At 50.6% G+C, this 17,708-nt stretch carries 10 protein-coding genes; 4 read left to right on the top strand and 6 right to left on the bottom strand.

Annotated elements, in window-relative coordinates:
- Window positions 1-76: 76 nt before the first annotated feature.
- Window positions 77-6,067: an ATP-binding protein gene (locus BC440_RS02840; RefSeq protein ID WP_063095900.1), complete on the bottom strand. Its 5,991-nt coding sequence runs from the start codon at window positions 6,065-6,067 to the stop codon at window positions 77-79.
- Between the two features lie 231 nt (window positions 6,068-6,298).
- On the opposite strand from BC440_RS02840, the gene BC440_RS02835 reads away from it, so the two are divergent.
- The 4 genes from BC440_RS02835 to BC440_RS02820 all read left to right on the top strand — a co-directional run bounded on the left by BC440_RS02835 (window position 6,299) and on the right by BC440_RS02820 (window position 8,943).
- Window positions 6,299-6,868: a hypothetical protein gene (locus BC440_RS02835; protein WP_063095902.1), complete on the top strand. Its 570-nt coding sequence runs from the start codon at window positions 6,299-6,301 to the stop codon at window positions 6,866-6,868.
- A gap of 286 nt (window positions 6,869-7,154) precedes the next feature.
- A complete protein-coding gene (locus tag BC440_RS22560; protein WP_139190037.1) occupies window positions 7,155-7,811 on the top strand; it encodes a hypothetical protein in 657 nt (218 codons plus the stop codon).
- Window positions 7,812-7,817: 6 nt separating this feature from the next.
- Window positions 7,818-8,501 carry a PIN domain-containing protein gene (locus BC440_RS02825; protein WP_063095906.1) on the top strand — a complete coding sequence of 228 codons (684 nt, stop codon included), beginning with the start codon at window positions 7,818-7,820 and terminating at the stop codon, window positions 8,499-8,501.
- An 88-nt stretch (window positions 8,502-8,589) separates the two neighbouring features.
- Window positions 8,590-8,943 carry a helix-turn-helix transcriptional regulator gene (locus BC440_RS02820; RefSeq protein ID WP_175484456.1) on the top strand — a complete coding sequence of 118 codons (354 nt, stop codon included), beginning with the start codon at window positions 8,590-8,592 and terminating at the stop codon, window positions 8,941-8,943.
- A gap of 17 nt (window positions 8,944-8,960) precedes the next feature.
- Here the strand turns inward: BC440_RS02820 and traI are convergent, their stop codons facing one another.
- The 5 genes from traI to BC440_RS02795 form a co-directional block, all read right to left on the bottom strand.
- The gene (gene traI, locus BC440_RS02815) at window positions 8,961-12,119 is read right to left on the bottom strand and encodes a TraI/MobA(P) family conjugative relaxase (RefSeq protein WP_063095910.1); all 3,159 of its coding nucleotides are present in this window, start codon (window positions 12,117-12,119) and stop codon (window positions 8,961-8,963) included.
- On the bottom strand, window positions 12,116-12,475 hold the full coding sequence (locus tag BC440_RS02810; protein WP_063095912.1) for a hypothetical protein: 360 nt from the start codon (window positions 12,473-12,475) through the stop codon (window positions 12,116-12,118). Before BC440_RS02810 ends, traI begins: the two co-directional genes overlap by 4 nt.
- 72 nt (window positions 12,476-12,547) lie before the next feature.
- On the bottom strand, window positions 12,548-15,643 hold the full coding sequence (locus BC440_RS23055; protein WP_065702093.1) for a zincin-like metallopeptidase domain-containing protein: 3,096 nt from the start codon (window positions 15,641-15,643) through the stop codon (window positions 12,548-12,550).
- A complete protein-coding gene (locus BC440_RS02800) occupies window positions 15,636-15,875 on the bottom strand; it encodes a hypothetical protein (RefSeq protein WP_065702092.1) in 240 nt (79 codons plus the stop codon). The genes BC440_RS23055 and BC440_RS02800 overlap by 8 nt, the downstream gene beginning before the upstream one ends.
- Window positions 15,862-17,673, bottom strand: coding sequence for a type IV secretory system conjugative DNA transfer family protein (locus tag BC440_RS02795; protein WP_247643521.1), 1,812 nt, complete (start codon window positions 17,671-17,673; stop codon window positions 15,862-15,864). Before BC440_RS02795 ends, BC440_RS02800 begins: the two co-directional genes overlap by 14 nt.
- Window positions 17,674-17,708: the final 35 nt, after the last annotated feature.

Genomic DNA, 17,708 nt, shown 5'->3' with positions numbered 1-17,708 from the left:
CATCATCAGAAAGATGGTCACATAGTTTGCTCATCATGACAGAAAAGTCACATCAGGGCAGCTTTTTTTCCGAGCGCTAATCAGCCGCAACGACCTCACGACGGAAGTTTTTCTCCTGTTCTCCTGAAAAAGTTGCGATGACCCTTGCTGCTAAGTTTAACGGACCCACTGTTGCCTCAAGTTGAGTCCTTCCGGCAGACGACAGAATTAGTAGCTGTCCCGTGCCATATCTCTCTGCGTCATATAGAGTTTTAAGCTTGGTACCTTCCACCCATCGGATGGTTCTAGCAGCAAGGTTTCCCAAAGAGTCATGCAACTCAAGCGGATTGGTATCACTTCGTTGCCAACCGAGTTTTTGCGCAACAAAGGGGCAAACCGTGATGGTGTCGTTGCCGAAGTCTTCAAAGAGATTTCCAGGAAGGCGGCAAACGAGGGGACTTTCCTCTCGCTTGTACATTGGCCGAAGGTAGTCGTATGAGAAAAGCCGTGGTAATCCTATGATACCTTCTGTCACATTAACATTGCTAGGCAAGATCGTTCGATGAATGTCGGCTGATGCACGAGCGGCATATACCTCGAAATAGGAATCTTCAGCCAGAATAAATTCATCCGACAATAACGTTGACTGAAGCATATAATCGCACAGCTCGAGCCATTGATTGTCGTCGATTCCGCCATACTTCTGCGTGGGTACAGTTGGCCATTCCAGCCAGTCTGGCCTAGGAGTATTCTCAGGAGGGAAGCTAAAAAGAGACGGTCCACCAATTTCATCCCAAAGAGCTCGAAAAACTCTCTGATCTACGGCATCGGCACGTTCCAGTTCTCGTACAACTTTTCCAAATGCGCGGAGACATGACGATGCCATCGGTCTCCGATAAGCAAATTGCAGATTCAATCTGCGGAGTTGTTCTAAAATCTTGTCCTCAATTTCTGGCCCGAAGGCGGCTTTCCCGCCTTCTTTGCTCATAAAGCTTGCGCATCGCCTGCGCAGCATCTCTAAAGGTACATCACTAGCATTCGTAAGGAGACGAAGTGGACCTCTTAGCATCGATGTCCAAGTCCACGGGTCATCTGACCAAATAGGTCGGTTTCCAGAGAGTAGTCCAGGGGGGGGATCGAAATTGTCTGCCTGGTCGGAGTTAGACGGAAAAAGGGTATAGAAGGCAGGTAATTCAGTTGCCGGGAGTTCTTCTATTTCCTCCTCTAAATCATTCAGCACCTTTCTCCCTATTGTCGAGACGATAAAGTCGTCATCCCCAGTGAGCATTTGTGCCTCTTTGACGACGAATGAACGCAAAGATGGCGTCGCTCGCAGACTGTCCAGTATGGCCGCATACTCGCGCAATCCATCAGGGCAGTCTCTCAAATAAAGTGCCAGCTTAGAAACGAAGTCTTCGCCTGAACTTCTATCTGAAATCAGGCGTGCAGCTCGTCGCGCATGAATGGTGACTTCTGGACAGCACAGCTTGAAAGCATAGGCAACTATGAAGGCGAGGACGTCGGAGTATGTATGAACGCTTTCGATTATCTCGACCGGTCTGGCGAACCGAAACTCGCGATATGCCTTTAGGTGCTCTTCCGTCTCATTCCATAGCTCCCGATAAGGAATGGGATCTGCAATCAGTTCAAGTACTTCATTGAGATTTAAGAAAAGCGAACTGCCGTATGTCTGGCCTGCAGAGAGCTCATTGACTAAGGAATCAAAGCCTTTGTCTATCGCGGCTTTTCCTTCTAGTTCCAGCCGAAGCTGCTGCACCGCAAGTTTCTGACCGCCCATGAATGATGACCAGTACCCGGACAAAGCAGCATTTTCGGCAATCTCAAAGTATTTCTCTGCCTGCTTACGGAGACCGAACTGTAGGTATCGGCGTGAAATTGCACAAGCGGTTTTGGCGTCTGCAATGATGTGGGGGCGCTTGGAGAGGAAATCCTCAATTTCTTTCTTGTTTGAACTCTGGATGAGAGCTTCAGCAGCGCGGGCATATGAATAATCAATCTTATCACCGTAGGTTGATTCTCCGTCGCCGACCGCAAGAAGTGCTTCTAAGGAATCCGCCTTTATCTCACCATAGACGCTGCTTTCAGAGCTATGGCTTCTCGGTTCGCCGTGTGTAACTGTGCGAAGCGTTTCTGCGACTTCAGCAGCACACTCTATCATCGGTTCGATCAAGGGTTTGGCTTCTGGAGCGAACTCCAGAATCATTTTAAGAATGCTCTCGCGTTGTGAGGGAGGACACCAGCGCTGGATCGAGGATAGAAGAATTGAGATTGGCCCCGCCCTTTCATCAGGTGTCAGCGCAGGAAGAGCTATCTTCAGGCATCGCTCAATCCCACCTGCTGCGAACGGCACGATCAGGTAAGCACACGCGATTATGGTTAAACCGGACAGAGTTCGGTCATGCTTAGCGATCGAGGCAAGCGCAGCTTCCACAATGCGCTCCCAAGAGGCCAGATCACTCTGGAGTAACCTATTAGTGACACCTGCAAGAACGCAAGGACTCACCCCTGCACCTTCCAAGACATCAGGAACCAACCGGGCTGCCGTATCAGCCCCCGCAGTTTCGTCCATACCAAGAATTAACTGCGCGAAGGCAAGGGAAGAGCCTTCCATATTGCCTGGAGAACTCGCACAGGCTTTCAGGAACGACCAAGCCCAAAAAACGTACTGTGGCTCCTTCTTAGCCCGTAACCAATAGCCGAACGTATCTTCGTGCATAACATCAAGTGTGGCACGGGCTTCGTCAATGAGGCCAATGTGACAGTATGCGTTAGTGAGTGATACATGGGTATCTACTGCCTCATGGGGAGTGCGGTCGACCCGTACCTTAGCCCGTGCACGATCAATACGCGTTTTCGCCGCATCAGCATCTCCATTGACGTCGAAAACAGCTTTTGCAAACTCGACCTGAAAACCCTCTGAGTTCGCAAGGTTATTGTTGCCGAGCATGAGCTTTTCATCGACTTTCGCAATAAATTCATTGAACGCTGTTTGCTCGCAAGTTTCGGCTATGTCCACCAGATGCTGAGCAATGCCTTTAAGAGAGCCATAAAACTGATAGGCGGTGTAATCGTGGATATCTGGCTGGGCTTGAGCAAAAAAGATGACAATGGAATTCAGCGCTCGTTTCGTCAGGCTGGTTTCTTGCTGGGAGGCAAGTGCCTTCAGAGTTCCTATCTCACATAATTTTGTGTGGGCGTTTGCCAGAAGCGTACTGTCTTCTGAGTCACGTGTTCTAGACTCTTCCGGAAGTGCAACGTCAAGAATTTTACTAAGGAAGGCAGTCTCAATTATCGCTTGTGAGAAGTCTCCTAAGTTATTTTGTATTGCGTTATGACGAGTGAGCCGGGGAACCGTTAGCGCAGAGGCCAGTTTTACTGCGAGGGTTAGATCGCCGAGTTTCCAAGCAATCAAGGCTGCAGCGCGTCTCCAAAATTGGTGGGTAGTGCCAAGCTTACTGGAGGCGAGTACGAGGCATTCACGGGCGTCCTCTTGTCTCTTTTCTTGAAATGCGAATTCTGCCGCTTGTACAGCCAAGCAGGCTATTTCGTGATCAGTTAGCTTCAGAAGTGTCTTGATTTCTGAAAAGTCGGTAATGCGTTGATCGCACACAGTTCCTAAGGCTAAGCTGAACTTGAGTTCGCGGCGCGTCTGAGAGCCTTTGTCGTCGTCTATGCTATGAGTTTGAATGACAAGGGAGTCTATCAATTCACCGAGCTTGGCAAGTGGGCGGAACCGCTGCGCTCTCTCGATCCATCCGCGCGCAAGGTTCATTGCGCTATGTGGATCGAAACCTTCTCCAGAGAAAAGAACTTCAAGGGGCTCATTTGCGAGAAACACTTGCCGAGCGCGCTCAATGTCTCCCATTAACCAGAAGTGGTCGACGAGTTTGAGCCATCCTTCGCCATTTTCTCTGTCTTCAAGAGCGTGACGGGTCGCAAGTTCAACATCGCCAAGTTTCAAAAGAAGCTCAATAAAATCTAGGCTGCTGACTGCATCAAGCCGATAATCAATTTCTTTCTCAAGTAGCAGTCGATTTAAAAGAAGGACAGGGTCACGCGTAGGATTCACCGCAGCATAGGTAAGTCGTAAATCTGTGTAGACTTCGCCGGAAGGCCGGAATGATCGAAGTGATCTTCGGAAGTAGTCAGCTGTTCCAAGCGCGAGGACTCCATCTAAATTTCCAGCGCGTGAAAGATATCGAAGCTGATACCAATATTGTGGGTCGCTGGGCTGCGCTTTGCCGGCTATCAATGCAAGCTTTGAGTGAATATCTTTCTCTGTGTTAATACTGGGCTTGCCAAACTTCCGTCCGGTTTCCTGTACTATAAATAGCCGGAAGCTGTTGTGAAAAATGGAAAGACGATCTTGCTGATCCGTCAAAAGCAAAAAACCAGCGGTCGTAATGACGTCATCGACCACCTCTTCGCTACATACATCAGCAAGTTGTTCGCATGAGAGCGTTCCTTCCGCACGCGCGAGAAGAGCTAGAGCGGAGCGAGATGATGGTGCTGTGTCGAGTTTTTGCCAAACACGCTCATATATTTGTTGTAGAGACCGTCCCAAACCATCGATATCGGACAGAATCTTCAGTGCAACTTCCGCTTCAGTGACTGAACGAAGTGCTTCAATGAAATAGCGTGCAGTCAAAGGATGACCACTAGTAATTTCAAAGAGAACCTCCCTGTCAACGAAAGAAGGAAGGTTGGCGGCATCTGCTAATGCAAATATAGATGCTTTGCTCAGTGGCTCAATCGCGACACTTCTGCCAGCCTCTTTGGTTTGTTGAATAATCGTTGTTTGTAACCCCGGGAGTTCGATACGCTGAGTGCCGAGGATAAAAATGACGCCTTCAGGAACAGCAGCAGCAGCCGGCAACTCAGCTAGAAAACTTGCTACTGGGTTTTCCTCACGAGGTACATGGTCGAGCCCGTCGATTACAATGAGTGTTTTTCTACCTGAGGTGCTATACCTGGAACCTGCCGCTTCGAGCTGTCCTACGAATTCGTTCCTCAACCCGGATAGGTTGTCGTTGGTAAACTTTGAGGCGTAGAACCCCTGGCTACGAAGCTCGGCAATTATATCGTTTAAGAATTCGCTTGCTTCTGCTCGGCCAAGGCCTTGCCGCTGGCCGGGAAGAAAAGCTAAATACCTCGATATACTGTAGCTCTGGTTAGAAAATAAACCACGTTGCAAAAGTGTGGACTTGCCGGTTCCCGGAGGCCCAATAAGCGCGATATACCCCTGCGTCGTCCGCTCAATGAGATCAATGAGTTTTCTCTCTGTAGCTTCATTTTCTTGGTAGTCCGGTGGAACTGGAAAGACGTGAAGGTTATGCTGGCTGAGCCTCGAGCGCCACCCCAACTTGTTTATCAGATCTTGCTCAGTATATCTTTGACCTGGGGTTGAGGCTCGAACAAGTCTCGGAATCAGGCTTAATACCTCTGCAGCTTTGGAACGGTCTATAGGACCAAAATTGGATAGGGCATTTGCCTGTAGTTCTCTTTCATCCTTCAGATCAAGATGGTTCAAAAACTCTAAAAAATCCAACTGATCTAGGCCAGATCTAATTCGGAGATCCGTGAGCGTGTCGCTCCAGACTGAACTCGCGATAACATCGTCGCAAAGTTCTGTACGGGAGATGAAATCTGCAAACGCTGCACTGTGACGAGCTCCCTGAGCGTTGGAGTTCGCAAGAGCAGTGTCAGAAGTACTAAAGAGACCAGCAAATATGTAGCGTAAGTTTACTTCCCCTGTTTCAACACGCTCCTTGAGGCTCAGCCAAGAAGTGGCCATTTCTGCAATGAGTGAGTCTTTTAGCTCTGTGCGGAGGGAAACATATGTCGCGCTCTTTTCACTCTTAACCTGAGTGGCAAGGATGCCCCCATTGGTGTGGAGCACCAAATCGTCGAAAATACAGGCAGCTGGTTCTGCGATCGATATGGCATTGAGCAAACCGTCCTGCATAAGTTTGTAGAGGACGCATGCAGAATATTCGTACTGTTTCCAATACCCGGTAATAGCTGTAGTTTCGCCGGTCGACTGCGCTCTATTTTTCTTTGTTACCATTACTTAATTGCTTACCATCTATCCCAGACAAACAGAAGCATACAACGTCTTCTGTCCCTAGGGTATAACTGAAGTGCGGTCTGGGGCCACACCCTAGCGATATGCAATCGGCGGATGGGGAGCAGGAATTGAAACCTATTGGAGTTGGTCCGGTGCTTAGAATGAGGAAACTGTCCTGAGTGCAATTGACTGAAAGATTTCCAATTAAGAAATACTGGATTAAGCCGAAAAATGGATCCAATTAAACACATGTTAGCTAAACCCGTTCCCTATGCTTTGGGAATTTGGGGGGGCTTATGGCTTCCAGATATAGATTTGTTGTTACTGCCAATTCTGCATCATCGATCAATTATCACCCATTCAGTTCTCATCCCGTGGCTGCTTTTTTTATTTTTTAAGAACCGAGTACCTCTTTATGGCATTGCTGGATTGTATGTAGGTATTTCTATTCACTTGGCGGCGGATTGTTTGTCCGCGACTGTTGGATTCGGGATGATCTGGACACCGTGGCCATTTAAGATGTCACTGGGGCCAGCTTCACCGGTTTGGATCTTAGTCAATGCAGCACTGGGGATTTGGCTAACATTGCAACTGGCACCAGAGAGAAAGCTCTGGACTGTTGCAGGGATGTGTTTAGCCGCATCGGGATATTCTCTACTAAACGAAATGGCAATGTTACCGTTCGTGGCTTTTAGCCTGATCTTTTCAGCCGTACTCTTCATCCGCTATAAAATGGAGAGAAAACAGGGTATCGATAAAACGGCGGCGAGTTTAACCACCGAAAGGATCAATTCCAGATAAGAGAGTTTATAATAAATATGGCTAGATGCACCGAAATACATGAAACGTAGGCTCGGAAGATGTGACAGTCTGAATGTCATATTTTGCTGTATATGACATACCTACCGATTAAATATTGTATGAGTAATATGTTGATCTGGAGCGATCTGGGATCGTCGAGGAAATCATTCGGAGCAAATGTGGCCGTTTGTTTTGTTGCCAGCGGTATCTTGCCATCTTGAGCGAGGGTTCTGAACCGCTTTCCGCTGTGATCTGTAGGCAACTGAGATATTTCGAAGAGGTAGATGTGGCAGAAAAACTTGAAGTCTTTCAAGACATGGCCATTCACGGGCCAATAGACAAACGGCCCGAACTACGCGAAGGGTTGATAGCAGCGGCAGTCGGTTCTTGGCGAGTGGATTTGAAACGGACGGAAGAGGTGGCGCACAACACCGTCCCTCTCGAGGATGTAGTCCTTTTTCAACGAGATGCCGACAACGACCATCCCGCTGTCGGATTGACTCTATGGGGAACCGAAGACGGCTATTATGTGCCTAACATCGTTCCCTTGGAGAAGGGCAGCCTCAGCTTCGCCCAATACAACGCTTTGCTTAAGGATTTTATCGCACAAATTGCTGAGCCAGTTGCTACCCAATTCGGCTTCACTATCTCGACAACCCAAGACCAGCAAACGCTTGAAGATTGGTTGTCTCTGGAAGCGGCTATAAAGTTGAAACATTTTTCGGGTGCAGCCAACAAGTCGACAAGAGCAAGTCACCCATCAGATCAACGTCGCTGGTTCGACTTTCTTGTCGCCGTTCATCGTGCTGATGACAAACCTGATGCAGATAAACTGGCTCGTTGGCTCCATGAGGTGGATGGTTGGGATCAGGATTCCGCGCATACTCTAGCGGCCGACTTCGAGACCGCTGTCGCTCTTCTTGCATATTACGAAGAGCATTGAAAGGTGATGGACGCGCATGCGATTGCATCTAAGGATGTACCAGTGTTGTGCATCGACACATGCTCTATTCTAGATATCATGCGTGACCCAACGCGTGAAACAGTTAAGCCCCATGATCGGCAAGCCGCCATAGACCTTGTGGTTGCGGCGGAAGCTGGAAATCTCATATGCCTTATGGCAGAACAGGTTGCGATCGAGTTCGCCGTTCACGATCAACCCGTCCAAGAGGAGGCGGAACGTAACCTAAAAAAACTGCAGGAACAGATAGATCGTATCAACAAGCTCTCCACCGTCTTTGGTGCTCCGGGGACCATTGATCTTGCCCATCTCGACGGTCATGTTGGGCGCACGCGTGGTGTTGTAGAAAGATGGCTCACCGAGCTCCAAAAGATAACGCCTGGAAACGGAATCCCGACCAAAGCATTCGCACGGATGAATGCGTGTATCGCTCCAGCAAGGCGCGGTAAAGATTCCTCAAAAGATTGTTTAGTCTACGAGACTTACCTTGAAGCCGTAACATCTCTGCGAAACGCTGGAGTGGTTAAGCCAATAGTGTTCCTATCTTCGAACACCAAAGAGTATCTGACAGAAAATAATATTTTAAGGACTGGGATCGCAGCGGAGTTTAGCAATATCAACCTTAAATATGTGCCAAATATGAGTGCAGCAAAATTCACTCTCGGTTTGTAACCTCCATATCAATGAAACCATGAAACGAAGGCTTGGAAGGTTTGACGGCCCGCACGTAATCGATGTCCATGTTGCAGAACGCATCAAGATGCTGCGCAAGATTTTGGGTGTCAAACAGCAACAATTGGCGGGCCTGTTTGGAATTTCTCCCCAGCAAATCCAGAAATTTGAAGCTGGGCGGGACCGTTACAAAGCCGGACATCTTCAGATGTTGTCGCAAATGTTTGGTGTTGAAATTGACTTCTTTTTTGAAGGCATTCCCGAAGACATAGAAAAAATGTCGCGTTCGGAACGTGACAAACTCAATTCAACCGCGGTCCAAAAATCAGAAATAAAAAATACAGAAGTAATTGAATCAGCCTTCATTGAAGACATTGCTCGATTATCTGAGCAGCAGCTTTTGATGGTGAGTGAAAGATTGTCCAGTTTGAAGGATGTATAGGCGAACATGCGGTTTCATTAGATCCCTCTCGTATGATCTTTTTGCCGCTTCCGAGTTGTGTCATCACCATCAACTCCAGCAGTCTTAAGAGCGTTTTTAACTGCGTCTATCTTTCCGGTTTTCAATATATCCCCGAAGGACATCTTATTGCGTTTTTTGTCCTGATCAGACAGAGGAGGGGAGAGCAAATCGGCGTCGATGGCGATTGCTGCTTTCTTCGCATGTACCATTGGCTTGTTTTCGACGGCCATGTGCGCATCCATAGCGGCAATGACAATCTTCCGATCGGGATTAAATCTGCGTAGAGTTTTTCCGACGGCTGCAAGATTTTCCGATTTCACTGACCAGACAACTGGCTTGTTCGTCAGACGGTTTAGCTCAATGGCGCTGATCAGGTCATCTGCTATCAGAATGGGGTCGTCAGGATCTTTTGATATCCGTTCCCCGATAACATGATGCAGACCTTTATCGCTACCCGTGCCGACCAAAGTTTCAACGGATCCGCTTTCATTGACGCGATAAACGGCTGCAAGGCGGTTTCCGCCGTCTCTGAGAGGGATAAGGACATTTCCTGCATCATCCACTCGAAAACCAGCCCACGCCTTCTCTGTGCCCATATCGCTCCGGGCAGAAACAACCCTCTTGTCTGGGCGGGACGCTTGCTGCCATGCAAGCCACCCATCATCGCCAACCAGGACGGCCATTTCATTACGCAAAGCGGTCATTGATGGCACTGTTTCAGGATCTGGTCGAACTTCCGCTTTCCAGATATTCCGGTGAGTTGTAACCGTGCGGCTCTGAAGGTTGCCCTGATCATCGCGATATTTTTCAACGACCTCGACTTTCTTCTTTTCGGCGATATCAAGCGTGATCCAGTCGCCCGTTCTTGCACCGGAGCTATTGACAGCAACGGCAATATCAACGCCCCAAACGTAACGTTCAGTTCCGTCCTGATCCTGCAGCTTTACAAATTCGGATTCCGATTTGTCAGGGTCAAAGTTGAAATGTGCACGACCCGTATCCATCAGACGGGCAGCAGATCGGGACGGTTCATGCAACGCATATTCCTTGAACGTTTCCGCACGTGCCGGCCGAACGATCTGAGCGGTAAATTTGTCGGCCGCTACCATCTCCCCGGGCAATTCCTCTTTACCCAGGGCAAGAACGATATTTGCTTCACTGTACCGTATGCGGACCTGTTCAAGGGCAGCATGCCAGTCGTCAGGTGTTTCAGGCACGACAACAGGGCAACGTGTTGCTCGATGGATGGCCGCTGCATCGGCATAGTCCCGTGGAATGATGACGGTATCCTTTTCATCTCGCCATGCAGGATCGATCACATGAGAGAGCGCAATATTGTCAACCGGATCAATGAGGGTTCTTTGCTTTCCTTTTTGATCGATCAGAATGACGTTTTCCAAACGGCCGGAACGGTCTTTGAGGGGGACGGCGACCTCACCATCAGGCGTAACTTTAACGCCGTAGCCTCGAATGCCGGCAGATTTAAGCCAGGATGAATTGCCGGGGGTCGCCCATTCCGGGCAGGCATCCCAGACGAGAAATGCCTCGTCCCCTGTGGCACGGGAAAAGGCACGGCGAATTTCCGTTTGATCGTCCTGGCTCGGCATCTGCACATAACCGGTACCAGGTAACTTTGCTTCGGACTTTCCTGCGACAACCGGTTTGATCAATGGACTGGATTTGCGATAGCGTTTTATCACCGACTGCAGCTCGCGAGGATCTGCGACAATCACGACGGGGCGTCGGGTTGCATCATGAATCTTTACCGCATCGGCATAATCGGCCGTGAAGATCACCGGCCCGGAATTGATCTGTTTTCTGGTGTCGATGATGTGTGTCAGCCCGCGTGCCTTGATATTGCCGATCGACATCCTTTTCTGGCCCGGGGCATATATGCGGACAGCCAGCATAAAACCGTTCTCGTCCTTGAAGGGTACAAGAAGGTTGCCGGCATCATCCAGTCGGCATCCCCGACCAGTTGAGCGAGTATCTGCCAGCCAGTTTAAGGATTTTGCATCGGCCCACTTTCCAGCTTCACGCCACGCGGCAAGGGCAGGGGCTGCGAGTTTGGAAACCGGTATCGGTCGATCATCGCCAAATACCAAATGTATGAATTCCTGTTGGGCGATGAGGAACACCATCGCGAGCGGATCGCGATAGGCTTCACTGAGCAGAAACAGCTTCCAGTTTGAAATCGTGCGAGACAGAAGCGTACTGCGACGATGAAGAGGTTGCTGAATATTCAGATATCGCCGCCAAAGAGGCGACATGCGCGGATGCCGCATTGTCGGCCGACGCTTGTAGCGTCGTTTTGGGTGCGTAGGGAGGGCGGGTTTATTATCTGTTTCTTTGACCGGGGGAACAAAATCGCCGAGCTTCTTTTCCAAGGCGGATTTGCTCATGTCACGATCGAGCGCCGAGGCCTTCATGCCCTGACCATCTGGACCGACCAGAACGAAACCGTTACCGCGCTTTTTTAGCTCGATGTCGTGTTCGGCAAGAATTCTGTGCAGATCCTGCCAGGCTTCAGCGCCGTTGATTTTTTCAAGCAGATCCTCGCGATGTTGAAGAACATGGTTCTGGAAGCTTTCCTGCCATGTTTGCGCCTCGTAATCGCGAGCTGAAGGCGACAGTTTTGGACCCTGTTTTTCTCTCTGGGCCATGCCCCGGTCGATAAAGAGGCCATATTGCTTTTCCAGTTTTCGGGAGACCCGATCAAGGATTTTGAAATCCCGAAACGGATTGATGACCTGAAGCGTGCGGGGATGGATCTTGTTAAAGGCAATATGCATGTGGAAATTGTCGGTATTGATATGCGTACCGGCCACATATTGATGTTCAGCAAAGCCGAGGCCATCGGCATAAGCAGAAGCAATATCCTTCAGATACTGTTCGGAAAGCCGATCTTTCTCGCCCGGCCGGAAAGAAACCATCATGTGATACGATTTGTCCGTGACTTCGGGTTTCATCAAGCGGACGGCATAGACTTCGCGCAAGGCCAGTTCAAGATCGTCCAGCGTCTCGCCGGCGCCACAGTTCTCAATCCAGAACTTGTCCAGTTTTTCCCCGGGTTCCTTGGCTGCCGCGATGTATTCGGCCAGTTCTTTGTAGTTATCGGGAATATCGGGTCTTTTAGGGATTTTCTTGGCGATCATTTCGCACCGCGTGCGATCGTGCGATCGATCTTGCGCACCACATCCTTCAACTCGTCCTGGGTGGATTTGATGGTGGCGGCCAAGTCATCGTATTTGCGCAAGAGATCGGCGCTTAACGGTTCATCAAGTGCCAGCTTCAGAAGGTTCCCGAGACGGGCGAGGTCAGCATTGATCTGAAGCATATCAAGGATCGCTTGGGCGGCTTCAAAATCCCGGGCATTGGGGAGAGGTGAATTCATAAGAAGCCGTCGAAACAGTTCCGATCGGCTCAATTTAAGTTGTGCCGAGAGTTCCTTCAAACGGGAGAATTCCGTTTCGTTTAAATAGGTTTCCACCTTGATCCGGTCGGTAGCCAAAATCCAGTATCCGCAAACATGAATGACAGAAGAATACTGTCGGCGACCGGAAGGCCGCCGACACAAGGATTATCAAACAGACATCTGGTTTGACTGGTTCTTTTGCTTTTTTGGCGAGATCTGCATTGATCGACTACGACTGGTTGAAATACCCAGATCGGAAAGCTGTTGCCGGATCTCGCGACGGAACAAATCGAAGCCGCGGGCAACATGCACATCGTTATGGTCGGTTAATCCCTGCAGTTGTTCATCTGCAGTAAGGGAAGGTTTGAGGATCTGCGCGTTTGATCGCTCGGCAGCCCGTTTGGCCGCTTCCAGTCCCGGATTGTGGCCGACTTTCTCAACTTTCAGGGGGTCGTCATCGGCTGCAATAACGATTGACCGGTCAGGATTTTGATTGCGCATGGTTTCGGCGATGACCGGAAGATTGCCGCCATCAAAGGCGACAACAGTGGTAAACCCGGTTGCTGTATGCAGGCTTTTTGCCGTCGCATAGCCTTCTGCGATAATCAGCGGAGTGTCTTTTTTGCCCGGAATGATATGCATCAGGCCAGATTTACGGCCATCCTTCAGGTAACGTTTTGTTCCGTCCGGAGCAATGGTCTGAATGTTCTCGATGAAACCCTTCTCGTTGGTCATAGGCACGATCAGATTGCCAGATCGGTCAACACGAAGAGTTTCCCCGGATACCTGTTTTTTCCTGAGATAAGGATGATCGCTGGTCGCCTCGATGGCGTTCATGAAGGTTCCGTAGGCACGTTTGGCAACCTGCTGATACTGGAACTTCAGTTCCTGGGCCTGTTCGGCTTTTCTTGCCGCCGATTGGGCTTTGATGCGTTCCAGTTCTTCCGGATCGATCCTGGTGCCCGTCGCCACCCACTTAACCGGCTCGGATGCTTTTTTGAAATTCATGATCTGGCCGGCCGGAATACCCTCAATAAAGCCGCGATAACTGCCGCTGGTTTGACCCTTCGCATCGCCAGCAACGGCAACGCGGTGCCATTTTCCGTCCATGCTTGGCAGGCCTTCGATCATCAGCCCCTCTTTGCGGCAGGCATCGGCAAATTCCTGCTGCGGATCAATCTTGGTCTGGTTCTCTGCAACCTTCTGCTGCCATTTGGCAAACGGCTTCATGTCGGTGCCTTCGCTGACGTACCATGATTTTTCCCGACGGTCCCATTTGGCACCAAGGCTTTTCGCCTCATTTTTTTCCCTGAATGGGACACTCAGATACGTTTTCTTTTGCAGCTCAGTATTTAGGGTCTGTTCAATGGGGGTATTCGCCATAAGACGAGCCTCCTCTTTCTTTCGCTGCCAGCGACCCAATACAGCCTTTATGGATTCTTCCGCTTCAACTTTTGGAATGATTAGGGGTTCAACATCAGATTGTCTCTTTTGAGCCATCATGGAGTTGTGTAACTTCTCCAATTCTGGAGTTATGTAAGTATGACGGTGGTTGGAGCCATCATTGTACCAGTCGTTTCCTATAAGCGTATGTTCTGTGCCGTTTAGGACAGCGTTCAGAGAGTCCGCCCCCCTACCGTGCCGAGCCACAAACTCATTCAACGCAGCATCAAAACTCTTGTAGTTTTTGGGTTCCTTCCTCCATTCTTCAATCTGGTATACTAGACCTTCTTTGAGTTGACGATTTTCGATATCGAGCGGCCTCGCTAGACGTTTCAGGAACTCGTCATTGCGCTGATCCGCAGAGACATACCAGTCTGGTACCGGAACAGAGGACTTGGCCCCGGGGCCGTCCAAATCCCACAGGGCGGATACCAACTCGCGATGAAGTGGGGATGCTGAAGCTTCCGATTGCATCTGTTCCAGCACTTTTTCCCGGTGAGATGAACCATTTAACCGGCGCTCGGATGATGCGGCATAGTGGGCTACCCAATCGATTTTGCCGAATTGTTCAGCCAGGTGGGCAAATTCGGCAAATTCTTCAGCGTAACCTGGTACTGTCTCGGCGACGCTGTGCCAGTTGGCTCGCTCAGAAGATTGTCCGAGGAAACGAATAAGATGATCCGTAGACAGGTCTGTTGCTTTCAGTCGTTCCTTGAGCTGATCCGCACTCAGCAATTCCTTGTCATTTCGTGAGCCAGAGAGCACCAACGCATCTTGCAGCTCCATCGCCCAAAGGGTTGGATGGGCATGAGGATATTTTTCAAACATGCCATCAACGGCCTGCTGTCGTCTCGCAGCTTCCCTTTCACCGTAAGACGCGCCGAGCGACATTGCTTGTTCTTCAGCCATTTCCTGTCGTTGTTCTTTGACTGGGGTAAGGGAGAGGCGCTTTTCTGGCTCCATGATCCATGTGCGAATGTTTTCTGCATCGCGGGCCGCCTGAAACAGGATGTTGCGATCCTCTTTGATCGCGGCCATCCAGCTTTTCACGTAGGGGGCATGGCGTTCCGGGTAATGTCCGAGGCCCAATTCCGTTGTCAGCATGAAACTGGCGATTTCTGCCCGGAGTTCTTCGCGGGCATAGGTTTCAGACCCGAACGGCCCGAACTCCCGGGCCATGCGAGATTGATGGCCCGTCGAATGTCCGCCTTCATGTAACGCTGTGGCGTAATATTCGTACTGCCCCTTGAACCAGCCTTTAGGCGGCATGTGGATTTCATCGCTACCTGGTTGATAAAAGGCGCGATCTCGCTGATCATGGTGGATCGGCACTCCCAACTGAGAAAGTGCCTGTTCGGCCCGTTCCACCGGGTTGAAATCGGGTTCCATGCCGACATAGGGAGCCAAACCATCAATCTGCGTGCCATTGAAAACGACAGCGTGAAAGACCTTCGGTCGATCCAACTTGAATTCGCGATACCGTTGTTTGCCCTCAGGATCGAGAACAGGATTGCCAGCATCATCTTTAATCGGCTGGCGCTCAGACCACTGCCAGTATTCGATCTGAGTACCTTTCTCCCCTTTACGCACCTGATAGCCATTGGCTTGTGCCTGGCGATATGTCACCCAACGCGGATCTGCATAACCACGAGATTCAAGCCAGATCTGATTGATGCCGCGATAGGCTTTGCCGGTGGAGGGATTAAAGGAAGGCTCGCGGACTTTCCCGGGTTCCCATGGCTTTTGCCAGGGGGCTGTACCGCGTTCCATTTGTTCAATAAGGGATTCAACGACCTGATCGCGAAAGTTCGGTTTAGCCATGACCCTTTACCTCCTCGATCGCAGTTGGATCTTCGCCGTCGAAATGGCTGTCGAGGGCATCGTCAAGGGACAGCGCCTGTTCATTGATCGCACCCATCGCTTCGGCGACATCCGGATCGACAGAAACCGGGCCTAGACCGCTTGCGGCCGAAACCGCGAGGGATGCGAGCTTGAGAAATTCGTTGTCGGTCACACGGGCATTTGCGCCCGTATTTTGTTCAGGCTGCTTCATGGGATTTCTCCATCATTGGCGAACTGTTCTGATTGACGGGATGTGGATGCATTTCAGGGGGCGGCATCTGCGAACGCCGGTTCAGCTCTTTATCAAGGAAATAAAGGCTCTGTGTTCCGTGGATTGGCGGCGAGCCGGCCACGAAAATAAGCGCATCACCTGGACGAGGCTTTTTGCCCTCCGTATCGATTACCGGCAGGCGCATGCATTCATCAGGTGTCAGGAGCGGACGGGACGTTTCCTGGATGTTGTCGGAGTTCGACCCGACAAACTGTCCGGACTTTCCGGATTGCGAACGACGTTTCTGAACGATTGTCGCCCGGCCGGTCATTTCCGAGATCAGCTTCGCTGTTTCCAGCTTGTTCGGGGTGAAGGCAATCCGCACCTTGGAGTTTGCCATCAGGGATTCATCCTTGCCGTAGCATTTATGAAGCTGCTCGACATTCTGGAAGATCATGTATGCCCGGATGCCGTAGCCAGCCATGAAGGCCAAGGACTCTTCGAGGATTTCCATCTTTCCCCATGCGGCCAGCTCGTCGAGCATGAGAAGCAATGGATGCTTGAAGCTGGCCGCAAGACTTTCTGTTTGGCGACGCAGGAAGAGGTTCAACATGATCCGGATCAATGGGCGCAAACGGTCTTTGTCGGACGGACTGACAACCAGAAAGAGTGCCATCGGCCGGTCGCCATTCATCAGATCGGAAAGCCGGAAATCGCTTACGGCGGTGTTTCTCGCAACGATCGGATCGGCAAAAACCGTCAACTGCGTTTTAGCGTTGGAATGAACGCCTGAACGTTCTTGCGGAGCCTTGATCGCCATGCTGTTTGCGCCACGACGGACTTCCTTGTTCACGTGCGCGAGGCCGTGGTCGTAATCGGCCATCGCTTCGAGGATCTTCACAAAGTTGTCCTGGGCCGACATCTGATCGTCGGGAGCTTCTTCAGAAGCCCCTTCGCGGGCGGCTTCAATCGCATCGACCGGTGGTTTCACTGTCGAAATACCGGAAAGAAACGTGTTCACATCGTCAAAACAGGCGATGCGTTTTTCTTCCTTTTTGATCTTATAGAGAACATGCAGAAGGACGACCGAGAGCCAGCCAAAGCCCTCTTCGCGCCAGTAGTTACCGGCCATGCCTTTGCCGTCCGGATCAATGATCATCGCTGCGATATTCTGGCAATCCGCAATATCGCGTTCCGTCTCAATGCGGACTTCTGCCAGAGGATTGAATCTTGACGATCCGCTGATTGCGGCCGGTTCGAACTTCTCCACACGGATGCCGAAGAACTTCAGCCATCCGGAGGTTTTCATGAAGTTCTCGCCTTTGATGTCCAGGGTAAGGCTGGAATGCACCCAGGTGAGCAGGGTGGCGATAATCAGCGAGACGCCTTTACCGGTACGGGTCGCTGCCCAAACCAGAACATGTTCGGGGCCCTTATGTCGGAGGACGCGGATCTTGCCGCGCCAGTTGCGAACCGCCCCGACAATGACGGAATCACCGTCTTTGCGAAACAGGCGGGCTTTGCGGATGTCCTTCATGGTCGCCCATCTGGCCGAGCCATGCAGTTCGTTTCCTCTACGCGAGCCGGCAACGGTATCGTTTCTGGCCTTGGACATGAGAACGCCAACTACGATCATCAGCAGCACGCCGCCGACGGCCGTATAAAATGCCGGATAGAGCATTTCTTTAGGCAAACCGGCCGGGTGAATAGCTGCAGCTCCGAGCCATTTCCACCATGCCGGGTTTCTTGGGTCGAAACCGACCTCGAAATGCCAGAGGCCGATAACGCCGGCAATCATGCCAAGAAGGATGACGACAAGGATAAAGTGACCGA

Source organism: Thalassospira sp. MIT1004, from assembly GCF_001858545.1.
Taxonomy (GTDB): Bacteria; Pseudomonadota; Alphaproteobacteria; order Rhodospirillales; family Thalassospiraceae; genus Thalassospira; species Thalassospira xiamenensis.
This window is presented reverse-complemented; position numbering and strand designations above follow the sequence as displayed.

Bases quoted from the DNA above. Each gene is read 5' to 3' on its own strand.
- BC440_RS02795 (WP_247643521.1), bottom strand. From the start codon at position 17,673: ATGATTGCCGGCGTTATCGGCCTCTGGCATTTCGAGGTCGGTTTCGAC.
- BC440_RS02835 (WP_063095902.1), top strand. From the start codon at position 6,299: ATGGATCCAATTAAACACATGTTAGCTAAACCCGTTCCCTATGCTTTG.
- BC440_RS23055 (WP_065702093.1), bottom strand. From the start codon at position 15,643: ATGGCTAAACCGAACTTTCGCGATCAGGTCGTTGAATCCCTTATTGAA.
- traI (WP_063095910.1), bottom strand. From the start codon at position 12,119: ATGATCGCCAAGAAAATCCCTAAAAGACCCGATATTCCCGATAACTAC.
- BC440_RS02820 (WP_175484456.1), top strand. From the start codon at position 8,590: ATGCTGCGCAAGATTTTGGGTGTCAAACAGCAACAATTGGCGGGCCTG.
- BC440_RS02825 (WP_063095906.1), top strand. From the start codon at position 7,818: ATGGACGCGCATGCGATTGCATCTAAGGATGTACCAGTGTTGTGCATC.
- BC440_RS02840 (WP_063095900.1), bottom strand. From the start codon at position 6,067: ATGGTAACAAAGAAAAATAGAGCGCAGTCGACCGGCGAAACTACAGCT.
- BC440_RS02800 (WP_065702092.1), bottom strand. From the start codon at position 15,875: ATGAAGCAGCCTGAACAAAATACGGGCGCAAATGCCCGTGTGACCGAC.